The following is a 21,796-nucleotide window of genomic DNA, read 5'->3' as shown; positions in this document are numbered from 1 at the left end:
TGACGAGGTAGCCGTCAGAGCGCCGTCATGGTTCGTGCGAAGGCGCAGTGGTCATGGAGGAACGAGATGATCTCGGGCACCATGCGCCAGGTATCGGCGAGAGCGTGATTGGCGGACGGATCGTCGAGTTGCTCGATCAAGGAGGCCCCCCCGGTAAGGGTGCTGTGGCCGAGGATGGCGGCTAGCGGCAAGCCGAACTCGGGATCATCTACGAAGGGGGTCCAGGCATTCATGTCGAGATGCATCGCGGTAAAGAAGCCGTTGGCAAAGTCCTCGAGCAACACCTCGCCATCCTCGGTGCGCATATAGATCGGCGCATAGATCTCCGGCTGCTCGGCAAGCTCGATGCAGATGCGGTTGTAGCGCTGGAGAATCGTTCTGCGTGCAGGTGCCGAACTCGCGCTTCGGGTGTGTTCGCGCAGGATGCTCTTGAGCCATACGTCGGGATCGATGACGCAAGGGCCTGCCGCCAGCGCAGCGAGGAAGCCGTCGATCGAGGAGACGCCGGCAACCGGCGGGTCGAGGGCGTCCAGCCAGATCTCGAGTTGCTCGAGCGAGAGGGTTCTGCCCCCGGATGCGTGCCGTTTGGATCTCATGCCGCCAAGGCCTTAACCGGCTCGTGTGCAGGGCGCCAGTTCCAGGCGAGGAGACTGTCGAGTTCGTTGATCTTCACCTTCTCCGAGACGATCCGCTCCAGAACGTCGCTCAGCCATGTGTACGGATCAAGGCCGTTGAGGCGAGCTGTCTGGAGAAGTGACGCCAGGACAGCCCAGGTCTGGGCCCCTTCCTCGCTGCCGGCGAAGAGGCTCGCCTTCCTGCCCTGGGCAACATTTCGCATGCCGCGTTCGACGGTATTGGTATCGACCTCGATGCGACCGTCCTCCAGGAACAGCGTCAGCCCCTTCCAATGATTGAGCGTGTAGCGCATCGCCTTGGCCAGATCGGATTTGGGCGAGAGCTTGGGCAGTATGTCGTCGATCTGGGCCTTGATCCTGTTCATCGCTTCCCGGGCCTCGGCCTGACGGGCGATCAGGCGCTCTGCTGCGCTGCCGGTGCGCACCCGGGCCTCGATGGCGTAGACCTCACCGATCAGGGCGATGATCGCGGCAGCTTCGGGCGACGGAGATTTGCGGTAGGCGTCGACGAACTTGCGGCGAGTATGAGCCAGACAGAAGACAAGCGTGATCCCTTCCGCCCCCTTGCGGACGAGCGCCTTGTAGGCGGCGTACCCATCGACCTGCAGGATGCCCTGATAGTTGGCAAGCTGCTGGCGCGCTTCAGCCTGCCCGCGACCGCGCGCATGGATATAGGCGACGGCGGGCCTTGCCGGGCCAGACCAGGGTCCGTCGTCGCAGGCATGGGCCCAGAACTGTGTGATCCGGGTTCGTTTTCGTCCCTTCTCGAGAACCGGCATCCGGGTCTCGTCGCAGAATATTCGGGATTGACCATGGATGTAGGCAAGCAGGCGCTCATAGAGCGCCTTGAGCCACCATGCGACCTTGCGCATCCATCGGCTCGGGAGGGCCCGGTCGAGAATGACGCCTTGCCCTGCCAGCATCTGCAACTGCCGGTTAAGCGGGATCGACCAGGCGAAGCGCGCCGTCGCCATCCAGGCCAGGGTCGAGGTGGTGACCATCGAGCCGGGGATCGCGCGGCGCGGGGCCGGCGCCTGGACCACGCCTTCACGGCAGTTGCGGCAGGCGTAGCGCGGTCGCACGGTACGGATGACACGCACGATGGCTGGCACCCAGTCGAGAGCTTCGCTGGCGTCTTCGCCGATCCTGTGAAGCTTGCCTGCGCAGCAGGGGCAATCCAGCGCTTCGGGCTCTATCACGCGCTCCACCCGTTCGAGATGGGCGGGTAATGCCATCATGCCACGCTTCCTGCGCGGGCGCCGGATCAAGGGCCGTTCCTCGGCCACCTCGTCGTCGTTCGCCGCGGTGACCGGCGTGCTGACCAGATCGCCCAGATCGAGCAGCCCCTGATCTCCCAGGATGACGCCGGCGCGTTCCGACCGGCTGCCGAAGGCCTGATGGCCTACGCCTTTGAGCAGTGCGCGCAGCTGTGCAATTTCAGCCCGGAGCTCACACACCAAGGCTGCCATTTGCTCAATATTTTCAGAAAGATCGTCGGCTCCGGCGGGCATGGTTGCCTATACCACACAGGCTTCCCGCCGCCACTTAAAAACCACCGATTTCAGCCATAAAATGCAGGGCGACGGGCCTCTTGCGACGGCAATTTCTGCCAATCCAGACCAGACAGCAGCGCCACGCACTGCGCCCCGCTCAGAGCCAGCGTTCCACCTCGCACCGGCGGCCAATGGAACTTCCCATGGTCGAGCCATTTCGTCGCCATAACCGCGCCGGACCCGTCATGACGGACCAGCTTGACCTTATCTGCTCCCTTGTTGCGGAAGACGAAGACATCCCCGGCGCAGGCGTCATGGCCCAGCACATGCGTCACCAGTCCCATGAGCCGGTTAATCCCGGCCCTGAAGTCTACGGGCTGCGTGGCCACATAGATCCGCACGCTTCCATCGATGGGGATCACGCGCGGATCGCCGCCAGCACCGTGCGCAGATGGTCCGCCTCGATCGCACCCCGGATACGAACGGTCACGTCGCGCACGATCAGTTCCATGCCGGCGGTCTGGCTCGCCTGCTCCGCTTCCGCAACGACCGTCACGGGTACGAGCCGCAATTCCTCGACAACGCCCGCTGCCCGCGCCTGTCGACGCCAATAGTGCAACAGGCCCAGGCCAACACCGTTATCCCGTGCGACCTGCGCCACCGTCCTCCCAGGCGCGAAGCTCTCAGCAAGAATGCGGTCACGCTCTTCATCCGGCCACCGCTCGTAGCGCCGCCGTGTGGACGCCAAACTGTCGGATAAACGCGAAATTGCACTGTGCGACGCACACGTCAAATCCCCGTTTGACCCGGTATCAATCTCATCCGTCACTGCCGAGTTCCTCATCGTCTCGTGCGGATTTAGTCCTCAGCGCAGCACACGGATACGTGGGGTAGGATCAGCGGTTACGTATCAGGAGAACCATACCTGCGGCAAATCGCGCTTGCATGATCCATTTTGTAAGCCATCGTTGATTCGTAGTCGTTCGATACTGGCTTCAGAATTTCGGTTTGTTCGCGTTCAATTTCGTCTGTGATGCGGATGGGTAGCGTGCGATAATCCACAGCTTGCAACGCTTCGGTCAACGTTTGAGAAATTGCGTCGATATCAATACCGATGGGGCCGGCGATTCCGAAAACCAATTCAGGATATATGATCGCGTTCGGCTCGTCCGGCATTTTCCCTCCTCTCGCAGCATTGCGATGGCAAAAGGAATGTGTTTCAGTGACAAAAGCAAGTGCCAATGAAGGGGAGGCCAGATGACGATCAGCGATCCGCGCACTCTAGAGGCTATCGACGAAGTGTCCCGCACTGCTGACAGGTTGGCTCGCCGAATGGGTGGGCATTATGTGCTGAAGGTCGAGTGGCAACAGGCAATTGATCATTTGCACGAGCAACGCCGGGAAGGGCGGGCAAGTCAAGCGCAGGTGATGGCTCAGCCCTCTGCATTAATCTGACCAAGCGTAATCTATGTGCTTTTGACATCTCTCGATGTTTTCAGGGGCAGTAATTTCACCTGATTAAAATTTGTTCATATCATCGCTGATTTACGCATTTGCCTTAGTAGGGGCAATCGATATGCCGTGAACTTCTAGTGGTCTCGGCATTTGCTTGACTACTAGGGGGTGAAATGGACTTCGAAGCCAACATCGCTGAGCTGCAGGCTCGTCTACGCCAGCATCGCGAGATTCTCGAGACAGAGGAGGCTGCGAAAACCACGCTCGTGATGCCATTCTTGCGCGCGCTGGGCTTCGATGTTTTCAATCCGGCAGAGGTGAAGCCGGAGTTCACCTGCGATGTCGGCACCAAGAAGGGCGAGAAGGTCGACTATGCCCTTTGCGTGAGCGGTGAGGTCACTGTTCTGGTCGAGTGCAAACCCGTCAACGGCGATCTGTCGATCAAGCACGCCAGTCAGCTATTCCGGTATTTTGCGGCGACCGATGCCCGTGTCGCGCTCCTCACCAACGGCGTCGTCTACAAGTTTTTCACGGACTCCGACAAAGCCAACATGATGGACGAAAAGCCGTTCTTCACGTTCAACCTGGACGAATATCGCAAGTCGGACCTGCGCCATCTCAGCGCCTTCCAGAAGGCCGAGTTCGATGTCGAGCGCATCGTCGCCCAAGCCGGCACGCTCAAGCTGCAGTCTCAGGTGATGGCTGAACTGAAGAAGGAGTTCGCCGAACCTTCCGAAGAGTTCGTGCGCGTAGTCGCCTCACGCCTTCACGATGGCATGCTCACCAAGCAGGTCCGCGAGAAATACCAGGGCGCGATCACTCAGGCGATCGGCGCAATCATTCGGCAGGGCATCGACGAGCGTTTGCAAAACGCCATGACCCGCAATGATGACCCCGAACCGGCGGATGAGCCCGCGCCCGAGAGCGACGGCATCGAAACCACGCAGGTTGAGATCGATGGCTTCAACATCATCCGCGCCATCTGCTCAAAGTCGGTGAACCCCGAACGTATCGTGATGCGCGATGCAAAGTCCTATTGCGCCGTCCTCCTGGACGACAACAACCGCCGCACCATCGCGCGCCTACACTTCAACAGCCCAACCGCCCGCTACCTCGGTCTCTTCTCAGGCAAGGACGAGGAACGTTACTCGGTGACGGGTCCGACTGACATCTACCAGCATTCCGATGCGCTGCTCGGGCGGGTTAGTGAGCTGGAAGGGGCGGGGAAGTGACTTTCCCGATGTAAGGGGACGGCCAATCGGCGGTCCTCTTCGTCACTAAAGCTGTCTCAAGCGCAAATTTCTGGCCGTTAGTTGTTCGCAAGCATTCGGTGCTTGCTGGGCCGACAATGAGTAGGATTCGATGATGGGAAAGATGGTGGTTTTGAAGCCAGTCGTTTGGAACAACAATGGCTATCTTGGTCCCACAGGCGAAGTGACTTCGGGTGGTTATGCCGGTGAGCATGGCTATGGCCATGAAGAGTGGAACGGCAGAACCGATTGGGTCTGGAATGGCTGGAAGGTCTTCCATACCCAAGGGAAAGGCTTGATGTTCGATTATGCCGCTAGGGGCGATCTCGGGATAATTATGACCACCATGCGCGATGGTCGATTCTATGCTGTAGGCCTAGCCTGCGCTGTCTATGCGAACGACGAGGACGATCGTAGCGCAATTGCGAAGGACCTCAAGCTGAAGGCAAACGGCAAAGACCTTTGGGAACTGGAGGGGATCAGGAAGCGGAAGGCGAGCAAAGCGGAATTCGATAGACATTGGAAGGAAGCGCACTCGGCGGTTCAATGGCGATGCCCTCAATCGCATTTCGTATGGTTCAACAAACCAATTGAGATTGTTCCCGACGATGTTATTCCTTCAGGAACCTCAGTGCCTCGCCAGGCTATCGTCAAAATGCATGGCAGCTATCAGGCGATCAGGCCTGATCAAGCTTTAGCTATTGTCCAGGAAGCGCTGCCTGCATCGCATCCTGGGCTTGCTTGGCTTTCCACGGATGATTTTGATGCTGTGCAATCAGCAGGCGTCCGTAATGCACCGCCGCCTCGTCGCGGCAGTGGCGTGCGGAGTGCTGGAACGGCGATAAATTCCTACTCTCGTTATCTGCAAGAGAACGAGGTCCAGGTCACGCCGAAGCATCATAAACTGCAATCGGATTTTGAGACTTACTGAGGTGGTCCCGCCTTCCTGTACAGGTTTGCGGCTAAGTTAAGCTCATCCGGTTGTTGTTTACGCCGCCATTCTGGTGATCAGATCATGGGGGGCATGCCCCCCATGATCTGAAGCGTCGATTTGCCCATATGCCTCTGCCGGGGTTTTGCCTGCAAGGCGTGAGTGAGGCCGGTGATGGTTGTAATAGGCGAACCAGCGGGACAGGCCTGCGCGCAGTTCGGAACCCGTCTCGAAGGCGTGCAGATAGACGCACTCGTACTTCACCGAGCGCCACAGGCGCTCGATGAAGACGTTGTCCATCCAGCGCCCCTTGCCATCCATGCTGATTTTCACTTCGGCCGCCCGCAGCACGCCGGTGAAGGCCTGCGAAGTGAACTGGCTGCCCTGATCGGTGTTGAAGATGTCCGGCTTGCCAAAGCGGGCCATGGCATCCTCCAGAGCCTCGACGCAAAAAGCCGCGTCCATGGTATTGGACAATCGCCAGGCCAGCACCTTGCGGGTGGCCCAATCCATGATCGCAACGAGATAGAGGAAGCCTCGGCGCATCGGTAGATATGTCACGTCCGCACACCACACCTGATTGGGCCGCTCGATCTTCATGTCCCGCAGCAGATAGGGATAAATCCGATGCTCCGGGTGCGGATCGCTCGTGCGCGGGCGCTGGTAGATCGCCGCCAGCCCCATCTGCGCCATCAGCCGTCGTACCCGGCGGCGGCCCACCGCATGACCAAGCCGCTGCAGGTGCCGCACCATCTGCCGGCTGCCGTACCACGGACAGTCCATGAACGTCTCGTCGATTACCCGCATCAGCGCCAGCGTCTCCTCGCTCTGAGGCGCAGGCGTATAATAATAGGAAGACCGGCTGATCGACAGCAGGCGGCACTGCGCCGCGATCGACAGGCGCTGGTGAGCAGGCTCGATCAGCAATCGCCTCTGGCCCGCGCTCATCGACCGGAGGCTTTCGCCAAAAAATCCCGCTCCACCAGCAATTGCCCGATCTTGGCATGCAGCTTCTCGATTTCCGCTTCGGTCTCCGTCTTCGACGCCTGCTCACCGCCGTCGAACAGGCTGGCCATCCCGTCCACCGCCTGACGCTTCCATCCCCCGATCATCGTATGGTGGACGCCGTGCTTCGCAGCCAGTTCCGCCAGCGTCAGTTCACCACGGATCGCCTCCATCGCAACTTTCGCCTTGAATTCCGCGCTGTAGCGCTTTCTCGTCTTCTTCATTCCCGTCCATTCCTTAGGTCGGGATGAGCTTAACACCCTGTCCAGATTTCCAGCACCACGTCATACCTTGCGGGATCCGGCGCCTCTTCGATCGAGCCGAATATTGAGAGGGTCGACGTAAGGTATGTCGACAAGAAAGGCCGACATATCCTTGTTGAAATCAAGCCTTGTGATCTGGCAACCGTACGCTTTGCTATTCGTGCGGCAATTGGGCAGCTACTAGACTATCATCAGAAGCACGCTGGCGATCCTGAACTTCTGATTGTCGTTGACTGTAAGCCGCACGCAGATGATCTCGCGTTAGCCATTGATAACGGGTTCGGCACGGCGTGGCGTAATGGATCTGGATTCGATCTTATATGGCCGAAGCAACCCAAACCGAAACACAAGTCGAAGCGCGAATAGGTCAGCAAGCATGGCTACAACGCGAGGATCGATCTGCGCGAGGCGCGCGCTGAGCCGCAAGCGGCGAAGTGATATACAAAATTTCGTTGGGGGGGAATTTGATGGTCTATCAACGCGGAACAGTATCAGTCGATGTCCACTTCGCCCGCTTCGGGTCAAAGAGCTACGCCATCGACAAGATCAACTCGGTTGATGTGCGGGTGGAACACAAGTCCGGCTGCCTATGGATTGCATTACTGTTTTTGACGATCCTGTTCGCCTTGGCAGCAATGGGCGCGGCAGTTTCGTCGGAGGGTGATTCAACGGCTTCGTGGGGGATCACTGCCATTCTGGCTGTGATAACGGTGTTGGCCTACCGGTCTCGTCCCAAGCCGACTTATCATTTGATGTTGGCGACTTCGTCAGGTGAGGTGCAGGCGACGAAGTCACAGGACGATGAGGCGATCTACGAACTGCGTACAGCGATCGAGGCTGCAATGATGGAGGGACGCTGAGTGCCTGTCATTCACAGCTGCTTGTACGCGCAATTCTTAGTGGAAGGTCGCAAACGCCTCGATTTCTGTAAATCAGTTGGGTGACAGCAAGTGGCATATCTTACACTCGAAACGGGCGAATTTCGACGGACTTTCCATTCACGAGGCGATCTAGAAGATTGGTGGCAAAGCGAAAAGGAAGCTTGGTCCTGGCTAGCGGAGGCTCCCGATGATCGCTTCACCGATGTGATCGCGAAGTTTAGAAATGTCGATGCCGTATTCGCCGAACCTGAAGGTAAGGAACACATTGCGCGCGCGTTGAAGGCTTTGTTTCATCCTAGCCATCTTGGGCCGAGACCTAGTCAATCAGACGAAGGGATGAGGATACTGGACGCCTACCAATTGACCGGGCGAACGCCGGCAATGCAATTTATGCTGCTAGACATGGCGCCTTCTCAGATTAATTGGAGAGGAGACCCTGTCGGCGTTGCTGCAGCGCTCAAGGCTGCAAGTGCAGCTTATGCGCTGGCGAAGCTCGATAAAGCGGTGTTCAATAGTGAACGGCGTGCTTATCGCGAAGGTCTCGGGCGGATTGAATCTAAATTCCAGAAGCTGGAGGCTGATCAACGAGCGGGCTACGCCTCACGGCGCAAGGCCTATCGTTTGGCTGCTCGAAAGCTTTTCGAAAGAAGCCGGAAGCTTTGGAATGATGGTCAGTCCAAGATGTACACGGAGAACTGGGAAGCGGTTTCCAGTATTCAGGAGACTGAGCAGCGTTACAAAGTGCAGATGGCTTTGGCTGCGCCGGTTCAATATTGGAAGGACAAGGCGAAGTCTCATGGGAGTTGGGAGGTCGCTTGGGGCTTATAACCTTAGCGTACTTCGCACTTTCCGCGTGGGCAATATACGAGATAGCGATTTGGTCTGCAGATTACTTGCTAGGGCTAAGTAATGCTGACCAATCGTTGAGGACGCCAGTTTATATAGTTGTCAGTGGTGCCGTTCTGGGCGTGACGACACTGATTTTCTGGGCTGGAAGGCTGTTCTCCAAGCTGTACCTCAGCGAGCATCACCTTAAGTCGGAATGTCTCGAAAAAGCCGTTATGACGCAAGCATTTCTTTCAATGGAAACACGTGAAGATTTTAGCCCTGAAGAGCGCGCAGTTGTGCTGGCGTCAATCTTTCGAAGCAGTGCTGACGGTATGGTGAAGGATGATGGGCCGGGTGACATCGGCCTACCGTTGCTGCTTTCGCGCATCGTATCCAAGTCGTGACAAACGCCCGTTCATCCCTTGTCAAGGGTTGTTGACTTACATGTCAACACTGTTAGAGCTCGTTGAAACTGGGGCGCTTGTTGCCTACGATCCAGACTTAGGTCCAGGAAGCCTTGAGGAACGTCGAATTTACATGTTGGCTCGCGTGCCGGAACAGATCGAACAGCGCATAGTAGGAACGAAGTCAGACCGTCACATTGAGATTTTGCCCGAGGAACAACTCGATGGATTGCTGGCCGATTTCTGCGAAGGTGTTGAAATAGCGGTGGGGACCCAATTCAAATGTCTAATTCCTCAGGAAAATGGCGTCTGGGAACTTAAAACACCTGATGTGCGAATGTTCGGATGGTTTCATCAGAAGGATTGTTTCATCGCAACTGCAGTGGATGCGAAGTGGCGAATTCTAGAGCACCATACCTACCGGGGCTATATAGCTGAGGCGGCCCATCTTCGATCTCAGCTATTCGGCGACGATGTACAATTTATTCAGGGAACGGAACCTGACGATGTCCTATCGAACTGGTGTTAAAGGCCATCGGCGTGCTGCTGCACGCTTGGTAGCTAAGGTTCATCGCACAATCCAAAAGGCATACGAAAAGCGCCGAAAGGATGGGTTGACGCAGACTGCCTTGGCCGATTGCCTTGGAGTGCATCGATCAGTTGTGAATCGGCAACTGAATGGACGTGATGACATTTCAATTGCCCGTGTAGCCGAATATGCAAACTTGCTGGGCTATGATGTCGAGTTCGATTTTGTCGAGCGTTCAACGATCGCAGGAGCAAACCACACTCAGGCGATACCACCGGTTTTTGCTCAGACTGCATCGAGTGGCTCGACGCCAATGTATGCTTTTGGTGCTGGACAGACTGCAGCGAGAAAACCAGTGAATTTGGAAGATCAAGTTGCCGAAGTTAAAATAGCAGCGATTGAAGTATGATCATTCATCCGACAACGCCTGGTGGCTACGCGATCTTTTGTGATGATATCCGGGACGAGATTAACGGCAAGACTACCTTGGTCGGTACGTACAACGGCGAGATGTTTCTACAGGCGTCTCTGCCAGCAACGATTCCCCAACTATGTTGCTTTGCTACAATCATTATTGATCCGCACGCGTTGCCAAAGCAGGTAAGCTTCGAGATCCAGAAGCATTTATCTTCCGACAAAGTTGAAACAATCGTGCAGATTGGTGTCCCCCCAATCGAGGAAATGCCAGAACCGGAGTACAGACCCGGCTTCGGAGATGAGAAAAAGATCTTTGGCATGAAATTTAGTGTCAGGATGCCATTGCTATCAATTGATCGCGACATGACCCTCCGGGCTGTCGCAATAGTTGACGAAAACCAACACCGGATTGGAAGCTTGACCGTTCGTCAAGTTGAAAAGTTGCCCGCAACCTAGGCAGCCGGCCGATGCTGCCGATCAGGCAGCAACTTCCAATGTTATTCGAGTAGACAGACCGCGAACATCCATGTCATGAACGGCGTCGGTAATCAGCCAATTGGTTGCGTCGATATCTGCCTTAAATCCCAAAACGCTGACCTTCGTGCCCGGCGCCAGGCGCGGATCTCCATAGGAAAGCGTTAGCTCAAGATTGGCAGAAGCACGCTTGAGCCGCTTCGATTCCGCCACGGCAGCCGCTTTAGCGTCGGCCTCACTGGAATAGATCTTCTTCAGCCGCTTCCGGTTCGTGCCGCCGGTGCTGATCGTCTTGCGCGTTGCGTCGTCCTTGTCGTGCCACTGCGCTTCAACACCGTCCTGCGCCTTTTCGCGCGATGCGCGGCGCCAGGTATGGTTCGAACATTGCTGGCGAGAGATCGTCGAGGTCGGGATAGTCGCGCCGGTGGCCGTGGTTGCCGCGCCGATCGGGGCGAAGATCAGCGTGCCGGCCTTCACGGTCGCAGTAGCGTCGTAGCGCCGAGCAAGGTCGCGCAGGAACTGCATGTCGCTCTTGTTGCCCTGTTCGGCCGCCGCGATCGCCTTGCCAGAGAGGTCCGCATGGCACCGCGGCGTCAGGCTGTGGCGAACGGCAATGTCATCGACGATCGCGCCGATGGTCGCATCCTTCCACGTCTTGTTACGCCTGGTGCGGAAACTGTCCTTCAGGTCGGCCGAGCGGGCGCGGATCGACAGCCTGTCGGGAGGACCGTCCCATGCCACCTCGTCGACTGTGAAGCTGCCCTTGTCGACAAGGCCGGGCGTTACGGCGCTGCCGCGCTCCCAGCCAAGCTGGACGCGCAGGACCGCGCCTTCGGGCGGGATGGCGACTTTGCCATCGGCATCGTGGAGGACGATCTCCAACTCATCTGCTTCCTCGCCGTTCTTTTCCGAAAGGCGCAGCGAGATCAGGCGCGGTGCGAGCTTTGCGGTCAGGTCCTCGCCACCCAGCGTAACTTTCCATGCCGCCTTCGCCTGACTGTAGGTGGAGCCCGCCATCAGGTCACCCGCGAGAGTTCGATGGTGAAGCCGGTCTGGCGGGCAAGGCCATCGTCAAGCAGGTTGGTCCTGTCCTCACTCATGCGCTCGATCGTGTAGGTGCCGTAAAAATAGCCGCGCCCGTCCGCGAGCTGCCAGGCTTCGCCTTCGTCGGCCATTTCGGCGAGCGTCTCGATAGCCGAGTAGGATCCGGCGATCTCGGGCACCAGCATGCCGACCAGCGTGATCCGGTCCTCGCCCGGCCCGGTGAACTGACTGGCAGCGCGTGCGCCGAATCGGGGCGTGCGTTCATGCCGCCAGTCGCGATCGCGGCCCATGCGATCGAAGAGGGCGGAGTTGGTTTCGAAGACGAACATGCCAAGGGCTGCGAGCATCAGAAGCTGTCCTCAAGTCGGCTCAGGCGCTGAGATTTCTCCTTGCGCTCGATGATGCGCATGATGCGCTGGGCAAGCGCCTCGCCGTCCTCACCGGGCTGCTGGTGAATGTGGATCTCGATTTTCGAGGGCGATGCAGGCGGCGGGCCGTCGCGCGGCGCAGTGGTTTGGCCGCGAGCGGCAGGCGCCATCGCCCTGGCAATCTCGCCGATCGACAGGCGTTGCGGCGCTCTGAACTCTGCAGGTTGGGACCCGGAGGTCTCGCCGCCGCGAGCAAGTAGACCGGCCGCCATCTGGCCGACGTTCGGGGGCGAGCCATTGCCTTTCAGGATAGCTGCGAGGTTCGCGCCCAGACCGGCCATGCTTGCCCGCTCGATACCTGCCTGCGCAGCTGCCGGTGCGGCAGCGAGAGCGCCGGCGCCGGCCAGACCGACGATCCGGGTCAGCGACACGCGAGGGGAGGCAGCAGGCTTGGCGCGCGCTTCGCTGTCGCCTGCCGGGTACCGCTCAAGGCCGATGCGCGAGGATGGAGCGGCGCCGTTCAGCGGATTGCCAGTGGCGGCGAGATTGCGCAGGTCCTGCGCCGCATTGAGGCGCGCAGCATTGGTGCGCGCAAAGTCATCCGGGATCGCGGCAGACTGCATGACGGTACGCGCCATCTTTGCCGCTGCCTGTTCCGGCTTGTTTCGGCTCTGCTCGATGCCGATACCGAGGCCCTCGTTGATGAAGCCGCCCATCGACATGAAGACGCGCGAGGGCGACTTGATGCCTAGCAGGCTTGCGAACTTGCCGCCGACACCGGCCGCGAGGTTGACGATCGCCTTGATCACCGCCCCGGTCATCGAGACGATGCCGTTGATCAGTCCGGAGACGATATTCGTGCCGAAGCCGAAGAATTTGGCAGCAAGGCCGCCCAGATAGGATCCTATCGCGACGAAGGGCTTGATGAATGGCGCGACGATTCCGGCGACCTTCGCCACGAACGCGCTGGTGGCCGCGCTGATGCTGTCCCAGTTGCGGTAGATCAGCGAGGCAAAATAAATCACGCCGGCCACGAGCGGCATGAAAATGACCACGCCGCCCAGCAGCACGTTGCGGATCGTCGTCCAGTTGCGCGTGAAGGCGCCCGAGATCGAGGTCCAGATGCCCTGGAAGAAGCCGGAGATCGCGCCCCAGTTCGAATAGATGAGATAGGCGGCGCCTGCGACGGCGGCGACCGCGGCAATGACAGGGAGCGCCGAGAGCGCGAGCGCCCCGAAGCCCGCCGCTGCCCCGCCTGCCGCGGTTCCCGCCGCGCCGACACCTGCCGCGCCTGCGGCCCCGGCGGTGCCTGCGGTGATGAACAGCGGGGCAAGCGAGCCGACCGCCGATGCGAGCCCCGCTACGCCGAGCAGGACAGGGCCGAGCACCGCCGCACCGGCGCCAAGGATGACCACCCACTTGCGCGTCTGCGGCGAGAGGCCCGAGAAGCTCTTGAGCATGTCGGTGAGTGCGGTGATCGCGGGCGTCAGGGCCGGGATCAGTTCCTGTCCCACGGTGAGGCTGAGGTTCTGCCAGGCCGTGTTTGCAGCGCGCAGCTTGTTCGAGGTGGAATCGCTGGTCCGCTCAAGGTCGCCTTGCGCGTTCTTCGTATTCTCCATGATGAACGCGGCGCGCGCCATGATCTTCTGCTGCTCGGTAAGCTCCTTGCCTACCGGCTTCAGACCCATCTTGAGGGCCTGCGCCTTGATCGCCGCATCGTTCATGAAGACGCCGAAGTCGCGCAGCGGTTCGCTCTCGCCGGTCAGGCCCGAACGCAGCTTTTCCAGCGCGGTGCCCGGATCGACGTTGTAGAAGCTGGAGAGGTCCTGCGCGAGAACCGCGAACTGCTGGCTCATCCCGGCCGACTTGGCGGGATCCGCCTGGTTGAAGAAGATCCCGAACGTGTTCGCCGCCTCCTTCAGCTCGACGTTGGTGCGGCCCAGCGCCGCGCCGGTGCGGTCTGCCCATTGGTTCATCGCCTCGGCATTCTTGCCGAAGGTATAGTCGAACGCGCTTTGCAGCTCGGCCGCGTCAGCCGCAGCGGTGAAGGCGTGCTGGCCGAAGGCGATGAGCGGGGCAGTCATCGTTACCGATGCGGCGGCACCGGCCTTTCCGGCCATGCCGGCAACCTTGCCTGCGCGGGACTGGAGCGAGGCGATGCGCTCGAGCCGCGACTTCTGCGCGTCCATCTGCCGGTTGAGCCTGCCCAGAGCATCTTCCTGCTCCCCGATCTGCCGGTTGGCTTCCTCGATCGCGCGCACCAACTCCTGCTCGGCCATGGCAAGGCCGCTGCGCATGGATCCCGAAGCCAGTTCGGCACGCACCCGGGCAAGCTCGCCCTGGTTCTCCTTGATCTCGGTATTGAGCTTGCGGATCGCGGCCTTGCCCTGGCCGGCTTGCCTGCGCAGATCATTGAGGGCGGCCGAGCCTGCCTTGCCGGCGCCGACGATGTTTTTGATCGAGCCGGAGAGCTTGTCGACGCCGGTGAACTTGACCAGCAGGTTCAGCTTGTTGTCGGCCATGTTATTTCTCCGCCGTGTTCATCCGGTTCCAGCGCTTGACGGCCAGCTCGCGCCACATGGCCAGTTCGGGCAGGTCCATCGCCTCGAGGTCGGGCAGGGGCCAGTGGAATATCGCGGCGATGTCCGCGATCCATTCCTCGATCAGCTCTGGTCGGTGCCCAATGCCCTGGCGATGGCTTCCTTCATCGCTGGCGGCATAAAAAAACCTTTCACGGCCCCGGCGATCTCGAGGAGGTCTTCGGTCTCGAGCTGCTCGATCTCGGAGGCGATCAACGGGGGATTGGTGATACGCGGCAGCAGCACGATCAGAGCGTTGACGTCCGTAGCGAACAGGTCCTCGACCTTGAGGTGGCGCAGCTCGCCGGCCTTGGGTTTGCGCAGGGCCACTTCGGTAATGTCGCCGCCGGTGCGTCTGATCGGCTCGACCAGCGTGACGGTGATGGTCTGGGGCGCTTTTTGGGTGGCAGCTTCGGCCATGGCGGGCTTTCCTTCTCAGCGGCAGGCGAAACGGAAAACCCCTCCCGGCGCGCCCGCCAGAATTCGCCGGGAGGGGGAAGGTGAGGGCGCCTCAGGGGAGGAAAAAGCGCCCCCGAAAGGCGTTACGAGCCGATGGCCTCGCGGATCTCGGCGCGGCGATCGACGCCGAAGACGGTGAAGATCCCCGCGACCAGGTCGACCTCGATCAGCTCCTGGTTGTCGAGGATCAGCTTGTAGTAGCTGCAGGCCATCTTGTAGGTCGTCTCGGTATCGTCGCCCGGCTTCTGGCTGCCGAAGTCCACCTCGCTGTAGCGGCCGCGCGCGACGATTTCGGCCGCGTTGACCGCGCCGGTGGAATCGTTTTGGTAGGCGCCTGCAAAGCGCAGCTGCGCGGCATCGACAGTGGTCGCGCCGAACTGCTTGAGCGGTGAGAGCAGCAGGCTGCCGGCCTTGAACTCGAACTCGATCTTGTCGAAGCCCTGGTCGATCATGACCGGGCCGAGCATGCCGCCGCCGCGCCATTCCTCCATCTTGAGGACCAGCTTGGGAATGGTGACTTCGGGGACTTCGCCTTTCCAGCTGTCGCCGTCGCCGTACAGGTTCATATCTTTCAGTTTCGAGGGGAAGCCCATCGTAGTTCTCCTGTTTCAGGTCGATCAGGCGGCCAGTTCGGCAGCGAGGTCGGCGTAGTACTTGTCGGTGATGCGCTGGTTGAGGGTCAGGCCTTCCAGCGGAGCGGCGGGGGTGAACTCGTAGTCGATCACCAGCTTGCCGGCGGCGAGGTCGGCATCGGCATTGAGGGCCGGGTCGAACCATGCCTTGCCGCCGATCAGGCGGCCCTGCACGACAAGGCTACGGATCCGCGCGTTGATCGTCTCGAGCACGTCCTTGATCAGGAACTTGGTGAGCGGCTTGTCGCTCGCCCAGACGAGGCCCTGGGCAATCTCGTCCTGCAGGATCTGCGAGGTGCGAACGGCAGGCTCGAAGGCGAAGAGCGGTTCGTCCGAGCAAGTGCGATTGCCCCAGTAGATGAACCCGCCGGCCGGCGAGCGGACCAGCGCCGTCACTTCGGCATCGTTGAGCGTGGAGACATCGGTGGTCTCGTCCTGGATATCGAAGAAGAGGCTCTGCGAGATCCCGGTGACCCCGTTCACCGCCACGTTGCTGATCGACTTGTGCCACCCGGTCTCTTCATCGATCCGGGCGCGCAGGCCGAGCGCGCGGGCGACAGCATCGCCAGCAAAGCCGTTCGACCAGTTGGGCCAGATCAGCATCAGCTCGCGGGCTGAGAAGTTGGCGCGGTAGAGAACGACGTCCGCGATCGTGTCGCCGATGCCGGCGGCATAGATCATGCCCCGCAGTTTTTGGGCGACGGTAACGAGCGCGGTGGTGACGGTCTGCGTATCGAGACCCGGCGCCCCCAGGACGCGCGGGCGCACGCCGCAGACCGATTCGGCTGCGAGCAGAGCGTAAAGGCCGGTGTAGGTTCCCGCATCGCCGATGACGGCCGTGTCCTGATCGAGATCGTCTTCGGCCACGCGCACCACGATCAGGATGGGGCTTGTCTGGTCGTAGATTGCCTCGAGCGAGGGCTTCATCGTGCCGGAGGTGCCCGCCTTGGCCAGCGCGGCGCGCAGGTCGGTGACGAGGACCGGGGTGTCGAGAGGGAAGGCGGCCGCATCGGCATCGTCGGCGGTAACGATAAGGCCGATGACGCCGCTTGCCAGGGCGGCGATGGCGCGGGTGCCCGCGGTGAGGATATTGGTCTTGATGCCGTGCAGCATGGGTCGGCTCCTATCGGGTGAGCGGGATGGTCAGGCGGGTGAAGGCATTGGCGGCGATGTCGGTGCGGTTGCCTGTGATCGTGACGTTGCCTTGCCCGGCGGCGAGGTCGCCCTCGAAGGTCACCTGGCGGACCGCAATGCGCGGTTCCCAGCGGGCGAGGGCCATGGCCACCGCCATCGTGCAGAGGAGCAGCGTGGCGCGGTTGGCGGGGCGGTCGAGAAGATCGAAGAGCAGGCAGCCGTAGTCGCGGCGCATCACCCGGCTGCCGAGCGGCGTGCCGAGGATGTCGCCGATCGACTGGACCAGGTGATCCTCGCCCGAGAGCGGCGCGCCGGTATCGCGCGCCATGCCGGTCAGACTGGTCACAGGCGCCCCCGCCGTATGAGAGCGATGAGCCCGCGCGGCTTCATACCGGGCCTCCCGTCTGACTGCCGCCACCCTGGACGCCGCCGTGCTTGTGGCCCTTCAGGCTTACGCCGCTTGCGGTCACATCCTCGCTGGCCGTCAGCGTACCGGTCAGGTTGACGTTGCCGATGAGGTCGATCCCGCCATCGGAGGCCAGCACCGTGGTGGCACCTGCCGGCAGCTGCAGCAGCAGCTCGTGCGCATCGGGATCGTAGGTAAGGCTCGCCCCGTCCTTGAAGCGCAGCAGCGCGACCGGCTCGTCGATCGGGGCCGGGTTGGCGTGGCAGGTGAGACCGCCCACGACGACACCGGCGCCGATCTCGCCGCCGGGGCAGAGCAGCAGTGCCTGTTCGCCCACGCTCGGCGGCAGCCACGCCTTGGTATCGCCCATGCGCGGCGCCAGCCAGGGCAGGGGCGGGCTTTCCACTGCGCCGTCTTCCTCGCTCGCATCGATCGTGACCGAGCAGCGCGCGGCGGCAAGGTCGACCGAGGCGATCGTCACATAGCGCAGCAGCGCATCGGGGTCGGTGGGCGTGTCCTGTGGAGTTCGCATGACAGCGAAAATGCCGATGCCGCGCCAAGCCGCCACCCAGTGGTATTGTAGAGCGCGGCTTTCACAACGCGCACGGGTGGCAGAGATGTCGGAGGCTGGCCGATAGCTTGCCACATGGCCGATGCAACTTTCACCGCTGTCGATCTGTCCCGCCTCGCCGCGCCCGATATCGTCGAGGCGCTGGACTTCGAGACGATCTACGCGGCCGCGCTGGCCCAGCTGCAGGACCTGTTGCCCGGCTTCGATGCGACGGTGGAAAGCGATCCGGTCGTCAAGTTGCTCCAGCTCTTCGCCTACCGCGAATTGCTCCTGCGCCAGCGCATCAACGATGCGGCGCGCGCCATCATGCCCGCCTATGCGGTGGGCGCTGATCTCGACAACATCGCCGCGCTCTTCGGCATCACCCGCTTCACGCTGAGCCCGGCCGACGAGGCGCTGGGCATTCCTGCCGTCATGGAGAGCGATGCCGACTTCCGCCGCCGCATGGTTCTCGCGCCCGAAGGTTATTCGGTCGCCGGACCGGAGGGCGCTTACATCTTCCACGCGCTCTCGGCTGATGCCGATGTGCTGGACGCGAGCGCTACGAGCCCGGCTGCCGGGGAAGTGCTGGTATCGGTCCTTTCACGCACTGGAGATGGCGCGGCCTCGGTCGATCTCGTGGCCACGGTCGATGCCTATGTCTCGGACGAGACCCGCCGCCCGCTGACCGACTTCGTCACCGTCCAGTCGGCCGAGATCGTCGAGTACGCCGTTGACGCCACGTTGACCACTTTCAGCGGTCCTGACGGCGGTGTCGTGCTTGCGGCCTCGCAGGCCAGCCTCGATGCCTATGTCGAGGCCAGCCATCGCATTGGCCGCGACATCACGCGCTCGGCTATCTTCGCCGCCCTCCACGTCGAGGGCGTGCAGAATGTGGAGCTGACCACGCCTGCTGCCGATATCGTTATTTCGCGAACGCAGGCGCCCTACTGCACCGGTACCACGGTCAACTACGCCGGGACCGGCGAATGACGTACCCGAGCCTCCTGCCTCTTGGATCCACGCCGCTTGAGGCTGCGCTTGAACAGGTCGGCGCCACCCGGCTCGACATTGCCACGGCGATCCGCTCGGTCTGGTCGCCCGACGACTGCCCGATCGAGCTGCTGCCCTGGCTGGCATGGGGCCTCAGCCTCGACAACTGGTCGACCAGCTGGCCCGAGGGCATCAAGCGTGAGCGTGTGCGCCAGGCGATCTCCATTGCCCGTCGCAAGGGCACGGCGGAATCAGTGCGCGCGGTCATTGCCAGCTTCGGCGGATCGGTTGCCATTCGCGAATGGTGGCAGAGCGAGCCGAAGGGCGACCCGCACACCTTCAGCCTCGTGCTCAATCTAGACCACGCCGACGCCCCGGCCTCGGCCGCCTTCGTCGATCAGGTCATTGCCGAGGTCAGCCGCGCCAAGCCGGTGCGCAGCACATTCACTTTCACGCAGGGCATCAACACACAGGCCGGTGTCGGCCTGGTCGCTGCCGTGCGCCCCACCATCTTCGCCCGCCTGTCCTGCACGGCGCCGGCCGCGACCTGACCGGAGGAATTCATGGGTCTTACCCTCACCGTCACCAATGCAGGCCGCGCTGCACTCGTGAATGCGAGCAACACCGGCACCGCCCCGGTCACGATCGCGCAGGTCGGCCTGACCGGCACCGCGGTCACGCCCGATCCCGGGGCGACTGCTCTGCCCGGCGAGTTCAAGCGCATCGTCACGCTCTCAGGCGATGTCGTGGCCGACGATACGATCCACCTGATCGTGCGGGACGAGACCGGCGACGTCTTCACCGTGCGCAGTCTCGCGCTCTACCTTGGCGACGGCACGCTCTTTGCGATCTACGGGCAGGCGGATGTGCTGGTCGAGAAGTCGGCGCAGGCGCTCATGCTGCTCGCGATCGACGTCCAGTTTGCCGATGTCGATGCGACGGACCTGACCTTCGGCGATGCCAATTTCCTGAACCCGCCCGCGACCACCGAGCAGATGGGCGTCGTCGAACTCTCGACGCTGGCGGAGGCCATCGGGGGGAGCAGCGCGAGCCGCGTACCGGCTGAGAAGATGGTCAAGGACGCCGTGAATGCATGGCTCGATGCCCGCTTCGGCGCGAACAATACCGGCATCTGGCACCCCGGCAACGATGGCGCGGGTTCTGGCCTCGATGCCGATCTGCTCGATGGGCAGCAGGGCAGCTGGTACAGCAACATCCCGGCACGCCTCGGCTACAATCCGGTCCAGCAAGGCACGGGCAACGGACAGCTTGCCGGCAATGTCATCAAGATCGGGTGGAGTGCTGCCAGTCGCCTCAAGGCGACCGTCGACGTTACCGACCAGGGCAACCTGGTGACGGACCCTTATCTGGCGAGCGGCGGACTGGGCATCAATGGCGCCTATATGAACCGCGCCGGGAATGCACTGTGGGGGCCGGACAATGACGGCAGCGGCAGCGGCTTGGACGCTGACACTGTAGACGGCTTCCACGCCAACGCATTCGCGCGAATGACGCAGCAGAACACGTTCACTTCCGCACAGGTAATCGACGTGGCTGGGAGCCAGTTGATTATCCACTATGCTGGCGCAAATTCGCCCAGCACGATCCTGCGCGCCGATGGCTCCAACTTCTATTTCCTCTTGAGCGATCCAAGCGCAAGCGCAAGCGGCGCCTATAACTCCGCGCGCCCTTTCAATATTACGCTCGCGACCGGCCTTGTTACGATGAACAATGGCCTGGAGGTAAAGTCTTCGCTTACGTTCAACGGAAACACCGTTTGGCGCGCCGACAATGACGGCAGCGGCAGCGGTTTGGATGCGGACTTGCTCGACGGCCTGCATGGCAGCGCGTTTGCAAGAACGGATATAGGCGTCCGGCAAGCGTTCAATGGCAACCTCCTGGTGGGCGCAGCGCAGGCCGCAGGAAACGAAGGCGGGCAAATCGACTTTGCCCGGGCGCCGTCCGGTACGATGACCGGCGACCCGTCTATTGACGTTTATGGCGACGGCTTCCGGATGCTGGGCTACTTTTCCAGCGGCGTCAGAACCTTGGATTTCAACTTCGGGGCGAGCGGCGGCGCGGTCTGGCATTCGGGTAATGACGGCAGCGGCAGCGGCCTGGATGCGGACAGCGTGGACGGCTATCAGGCGACTGCGCTTGCGCGCCTGGCCGCGGCAAACACGTTTTCGGCGATGAACACGTTTTCTACGCTGCAGCAATTCAGCGGTGGCGGCCTTAATGGCGGCATTGCGCTGGTTAATCCCAACGGCGGGCGAAACTATCGCGTTTTGCAGAAGGACAATGGCAGTTTTGCGATAACCGATGAAACAGCCGGCTCCGAAAGGATTTCAATCAATTCATCCGGCCTTGTTTCTATCAACGCCGGCACAGCATGGCATTCGGGTAACGACGGCAGCGGCAGCGGCCTCGACGCCGATCTGCTGGACGGCGCCCATGCAAGCTGGTTCGCCGATATCCCCGCCCGCCTTGGTTACACACCAGTCCAGCAGGGCGGCGGCATTGGTCAGGGCACGAACAAGATCTACATCGGGTGGAGCGGCGCACGGCTTAAGGCCACCGTGGATTCCACCGATCAGGGCGCGCTGGTCACCGAGCCGAACCTCAACGGCAATGTCCTGAACATCAAGGGCGCCAGCATGTGGCGCGGCGCCTATAACCTGTGGGGGCCCGATAACGATGGTGCTGGCAGCGGCCTGGACGCAGACCTGCTCGATGGCCTCCAGGCGGCCTTTTTCCAGAAGGCCTTCACGGTGCTGGTCGATACCGCTTCTGCGCTCGTCCTTGCGTTCGAGATCGGCGGCGTCACCTGGTACATTCAGACCGGGACCGGCTACTGCGCCTCGAATTCGTCGACCACCATCACCTACCCGCAGGCCTTCTCCAACAGGTGCTTCTTCTCCGCCATGGGCGGCACGACGAACACCAGCACCGAAGGCGAGTGCCACAACACCACCTTCAACAACACGACCGGCTACGTGACCAACTCCAGCACGACTGGCGCCAATTTCACGTGGCTGGCGATCGGCCGGTAAGGGGAGATCGAGC

General features: G+C 61.2%; 27 protein-coding genes. 12 read left to right on the top strand and 15 right to left on the bottom strand.

The window, feature by feature from the left end; genetic code table 11:
* Positions 1 to 14: 14 nt before the first annotated feature.
* The 5 genes from JI59_RS04435 to JI59_RS04415 all read right to left on the bottom strand — a co-directional run bounded on the left by JI59_RS04435 (position 15) and on the right by JI59_RS04415 (position 3,304).
* Entirely contained in the window at positions 15 to 596 is a 582-nt protein-coding gene (locus tag JI59_RS04435) for a UPF0149 family protein (RefSeq protein ID WP_007015830.1), read from the bottom strand.
* Positions 593 to 2,146: an IS66 family transposase gene (gene tnpC, locus JI59_RS04430; protein ID WP_007015831.1), complete on the bottom strand. Its 1,554-nt coding sequence runs from the start codon at positions 2,144 to 2,146 to the stop codon at positions 593 to 595. Before tnpC ends, JI59_RS04435 begins: the two co-directional genes overlap by 4 nt.
* Positions 2,147 to 2,196: 50 nt before the next feature.
* A complete protein-coding gene (gene tnpB, locus JI59_RS04425) occupies positions 2,197 to 2,550 on the bottom strand; it encodes an IS66 family insertion sequence element accessory protein TnpB (protein ID WP_038575295.1) in 354 nt (117 codons plus the stop codon).
* Positions 2,547 to 2,876: an IS66-like element accessory protein TnpA gene (gene tnpA, locus JI59_RS26075; RefSeq protein ID WP_203226079.1), complete on the bottom strand. Its 330-nt coding sequence runs from the start codon at positions 2,874 to 2,876 to the stop codon at positions 2,547 to 2,549. Before tnpA ends, tnpB begins: the two co-directional genes overlap by 4 nt.
* A gap of 155 nt (positions 2,877 to 3,031) precedes the next feature.
* The gene (locus tag JI59_RS04415; RefSeq protein ID WP_038575516.1) at positions 3,032 to 3,304 is read right to left on the bottom strand and encodes a hypothetical protein; all 273 of its coding nucleotides are present in this window, start codon (positions 3,302 to 3,304) and stop codon (positions 3,032 to 3,034) included.
* Positions 3,305 to 3,385: 81 nt separating this feature from the next.
* Between JI59_RS04415 and JI59_RS04410 the strand changes: the two genes are divergently transcribed.
* The 3 genes from JI59_RS04410 to JI59_RS04400 all read left to right on the top strand — a co-directional run bounded on the left by JI59_RS04410 (position 3,386) and on the right by JI59_RS04400 (position 5,764).
* On the top strand, positions 3,386 to 3,583 hold the full coding sequence (locus JI59_RS04410; protein WP_007015834.1) for a hypothetical protein: 198 nt from the start codon (positions 3,386 to 3,388) through the stop codon (positions 3,581 to 3,583).
* A 173-nt stretch (positions 3,584 to 3,756) separates the two neighbouring features.
* A complete protein-coding gene (locus tag JI59_RS04405; RefSeq protein ID WP_007015835.1) occupies positions 3,757 to 4,815 on the top strand; it encodes a type I restriction endonuclease in 1,059 nt (352 codons plus the stop codon).
* 130 nt (positions 4,816 to 4,945) lie between these two features.
* A complete protein-coding gene (locus JI59_RS04400; RefSeq protein WP_038575514.1) occupies positions 4,946 to 5,764 on the top strand; it encodes a hypothetical protein in 819 nt (272 codons plus the stop codon).
* A 57-nt stretch (positions 5,765 to 5,821) separates the two neighbouring features.
* On the opposite strand, the gene JI59_RS04395 is transcribed toward JI59_RS04400, so the two are convergent.
* Positions 5,822 to 6,993, bottom strand: a protein-coding gene (locus tag JI59_RS04395) for an IS3 family transposase (protein WP_085997526.1) whose coding sequence is annotated in 2 segments (ribosomal slippage) — positions 5,822 to 6,729 and positions 6,729 to 6,993 — 1,173 coding nt in all. Because the reading frame shifts where the segments join, the coding sequence is not laid out codon by codon here.
* A gap of 506 nt (positions 6,994 to 7,499) precedes the next feature.
* Between JI59_RS04395 and JI59_RS04385 the strand changes: the two genes are divergently transcribed.
* The 6 genes from JI59_RS04385 to JI59_RS04365 all read left to right on the top strand — a co-directional run bounded on the left by JI59_RS04385 (position 7,500) and on the right by JI59_RS04365 (position 10,547).
* Positions 7,500 to 7,892 carry a DUF6232 family protein gene (locus tag JI59_RS04385; RefSeq protein ID WP_007013999.1) on the top strand — a complete coding sequence of 131 codons (393 nt, stop codon included), beginning with the start codon at positions 7,500 to 7,502 and terminating at the stop codon, positions 7,890 to 7,892.
* Positions 7,893 to 7,982: 90 nt separating this feature from the next.
* Positions 7,983 to 8,741: a hypothetical protein gene (locus JI59_RS26640; protein WP_144401104.1), complete on the top strand. Its 759-nt coding sequence runs from the start codon at positions 7,983 to 7,985 to the stop codon at positions 8,739 to 8,741.
* Positions 8,687 to 9,145 carry a DUF6161 domain-containing protein gene (locus JI59_RS27555; protein ID WP_338042175.1) on the top strand — a complete coding sequence of 153 codons (459 nt, stop codon included), beginning with the start codon at positions 8,687 to 8,689 and terminating at the stop codon, positions 9,143 to 9,145. The genes JI59_RS26640 and JI59_RS27555 overlap by 55 nt, the downstream gene beginning before the upstream one ends.
* 40 nt (positions 9,146 to 9,185) lie before the next feature.
* Positions 9,186 to 9,674 (top strand): hypothetical protein, encoded by a 489-nt coding sequence (locus tag JI59_RS26635; RefSeq protein WP_138921434.1) that lies wholly within the window; start codon positions 9,186 to 9,188, stop codon positions 9,672 to 9,674.
* Positions 9,652 to 10,083: a helix-turn-helix domain-containing protein gene (locus JI59_RS26070; RefSeq protein WP_160289723.1), complete on the top strand. Its 432-nt coding sequence runs from the start codon at positions 9,652 to 9,654 to the stop codon at positions 10,081 to 10,083. Before JI59_RS26635 ends, JI59_RS26070 begins: the two co-directional genes overlap by 23 nt.
* On the top strand, positions 10,080 to 10,547 hold the full coding sequence (locus JI59_RS04365; protein ID WP_038575507.1) for a DUF6941 family protein: 468 nt from the start codon (positions 10,080 to 10,082) through the stop codon (positions 10,545 to 10,547). The genes JI59_RS26070 and JI59_RS04365 overlap by 4 nt, the downstream gene beginning before the upstream one ends.
* A gap of 21 nt (positions 10,548 to 10,568) precedes the next feature.
* Here JI59_RS04365 and JI59_RS04360 read toward each other — a convergent pair whose 3' ends face one another.
* The 9 genes from JI59_RS04360 to JI59_RS04325 form a co-directional block, all read right to left on the bottom strand.
* Complete coding sequence (locus JI59_RS04360; RefSeq protein ID WP_007014001.1) at positions 10,569 to 11,582, bottom strand: contractile injection system protein, VgrG/Pvc8 family; 1,014 nt, start codon at positions 11,580 to 11,582, stop codon at positions 10,569 to 10,571.
* Entirely contained in the window at positions 11,582 to 11,956 is a 375-nt protein-coding gene (locus JI59_RS04355) for a phage tail protein (protein WP_007014002.1), read from the bottom strand. Before JI59_RS04355 ends, JI59_RS04360 begins: the two co-directional genes overlap by 1 nt.
* Positions 11,956 to 14,499, bottom strand: coding sequence for a phage tail tape measure protein (locus tag JI59_RS04350; protein ID WP_007014003.1), 2,544 nt, complete (start codon positions 14,497 to 14,499; stop codon positions 11,956 to 11,958). Before JI59_RS04350 ends, JI59_RS04355 begins: the two co-directional genes overlap by 1 nt.
* A 1-nt stretch (position 14,500) precedes the next feature.
* Positions 14,501 to 14,620, bottom strand: coding sequence for a GpE family phage tail protein (locus JI59_RS26065; RefSeq protein ID WP_274378223.1), 120 nt, complete (start codon positions 14,618 to 14,620; stop codon positions 14,501 to 14,503).
* Between the two features lie 20 nt (positions 14,621 to 14,640).
* Positions 14,641 to 14,976 carry a phage tail assembly protein gene (locus JI59_RS04345; protein ID WP_007014004.1) on the bottom strand — a complete coding sequence of 112 codons (336 nt, stop codon included), beginning with the start codon at positions 14,974 to 14,976 and terminating at the stop codon, positions 14,641 to 14,643.
* Positions 14,977 to 15,098: 122 nt separating this feature from the next.
* Positions 15,099 to 15,608, bottom strand: a complete 510-nt coding sequence (locus tag JI59_RS04340) for a phage major tail tube protein (RefSeq protein WP_007014005.1) — start codon at positions 15,606 to 15,608, stop codon at positions 15,099 to 15,101.
* A gap of 24 nt (positions 15,609 to 15,632) precedes the next feature.
* Positions 15,633 to 16,760 carry a phage tail sheath subtilisin-like domain-containing protein gene (locus JI59_RS04335; RefSeq protein ID WP_007014006.1) on the bottom strand — a complete coding sequence of 376 codons (1,128 nt, stop codon included), beginning with the start codon at positions 16,758 to 16,760 and terminating at the stop codon, positions 15,633 to 15,635.
* Between the two features lie 10 nt (positions 16,761 to 16,770).
* Positions 16,771 to 17,127, bottom strand: a complete 357-nt coding sequence (locus JI59_RS04330) for a GPW/gp25 family protein (RefSeq protein WP_007014007.1) — start codon at positions 17,125 to 17,127, stop codon at positions 16,771 to 16,773.
* Positions 17,128 to 17,167: 40 nt separating this feature from the next.
* The gene (locus tag JI59_RS04325) at positions 17,168 to 17,719 is read right to left on the bottom strand and encodes a phage baseplate assembly protein V (protein ID WP_038576957.1); all 552 of its coding nucleotides are present in this window, start codon (positions 17,717 to 17,719) and stop codon (positions 17,168 to 17,170) included.
* 114 nt (positions 17,720 to 17,833) lie between these two features.
* On the opposite strand from JI59_RS04325, the gene JI59_RS04320 reads away from it, so the two are divergent.
* From JI59_RS04320 to JI59_RS04310, 3 genes are read left to right on the top strand one after another with little or no spacing between them, the layout of a single operon-like run.
* Entirely contained in the window at positions 17,834 to 18,730 is an 897-nt protein-coding gene (locus JI59_RS04320; RefSeq protein WP_007014009.1) for a baseplate assembly protein, read from the top strand.
* The gene (locus JI59_RS04315; RefSeq protein WP_007014010.1) at positions 18,727 to 19,281 is read left to right on the top strand and encodes a phage tail protein I; all 555 of its coding nucleotides are present in this window, start codon (positions 18,727 to 18,729) and stop codon (positions 19,279 to 19,281) included. Before JI59_RS04320 ends, JI59_RS04315 begins: the two co-directional genes overlap by 4 nt.
* A 12-nt stretch (positions 19,282 to 19,293) precedes the next feature.
* Positions 19,294 to 21,783: a gp53-like domain-containing protein gene (locus tag JI59_RS04310; RefSeq protein WP_007014011.1), complete on the top strand. Its 2,490-nt coding sequence runs from the start codon at positions 19,294 to 19,296 to the stop codon at positions 21,781 to 21,783.
* The last annotated feature ends 13 nt before the right edge of the window (positions 21,784 to 21,796 follow it).

This window comes from Novosphingobium pentaromativorans US6-1, assembly GCF_000767465.1.
In the GTDB taxonomy this organism is placed as follows: domain Bacteria; phylum Pseudomonadota; class Alphaproteobacteria; order Sphingomonadales; family Sphingomonadaceae; genus Novosphingobium; species Novosphingobium pentaromativorans.
This window is presented reverse-complemented; position numbering and strand designations above follow the sequence as displayed.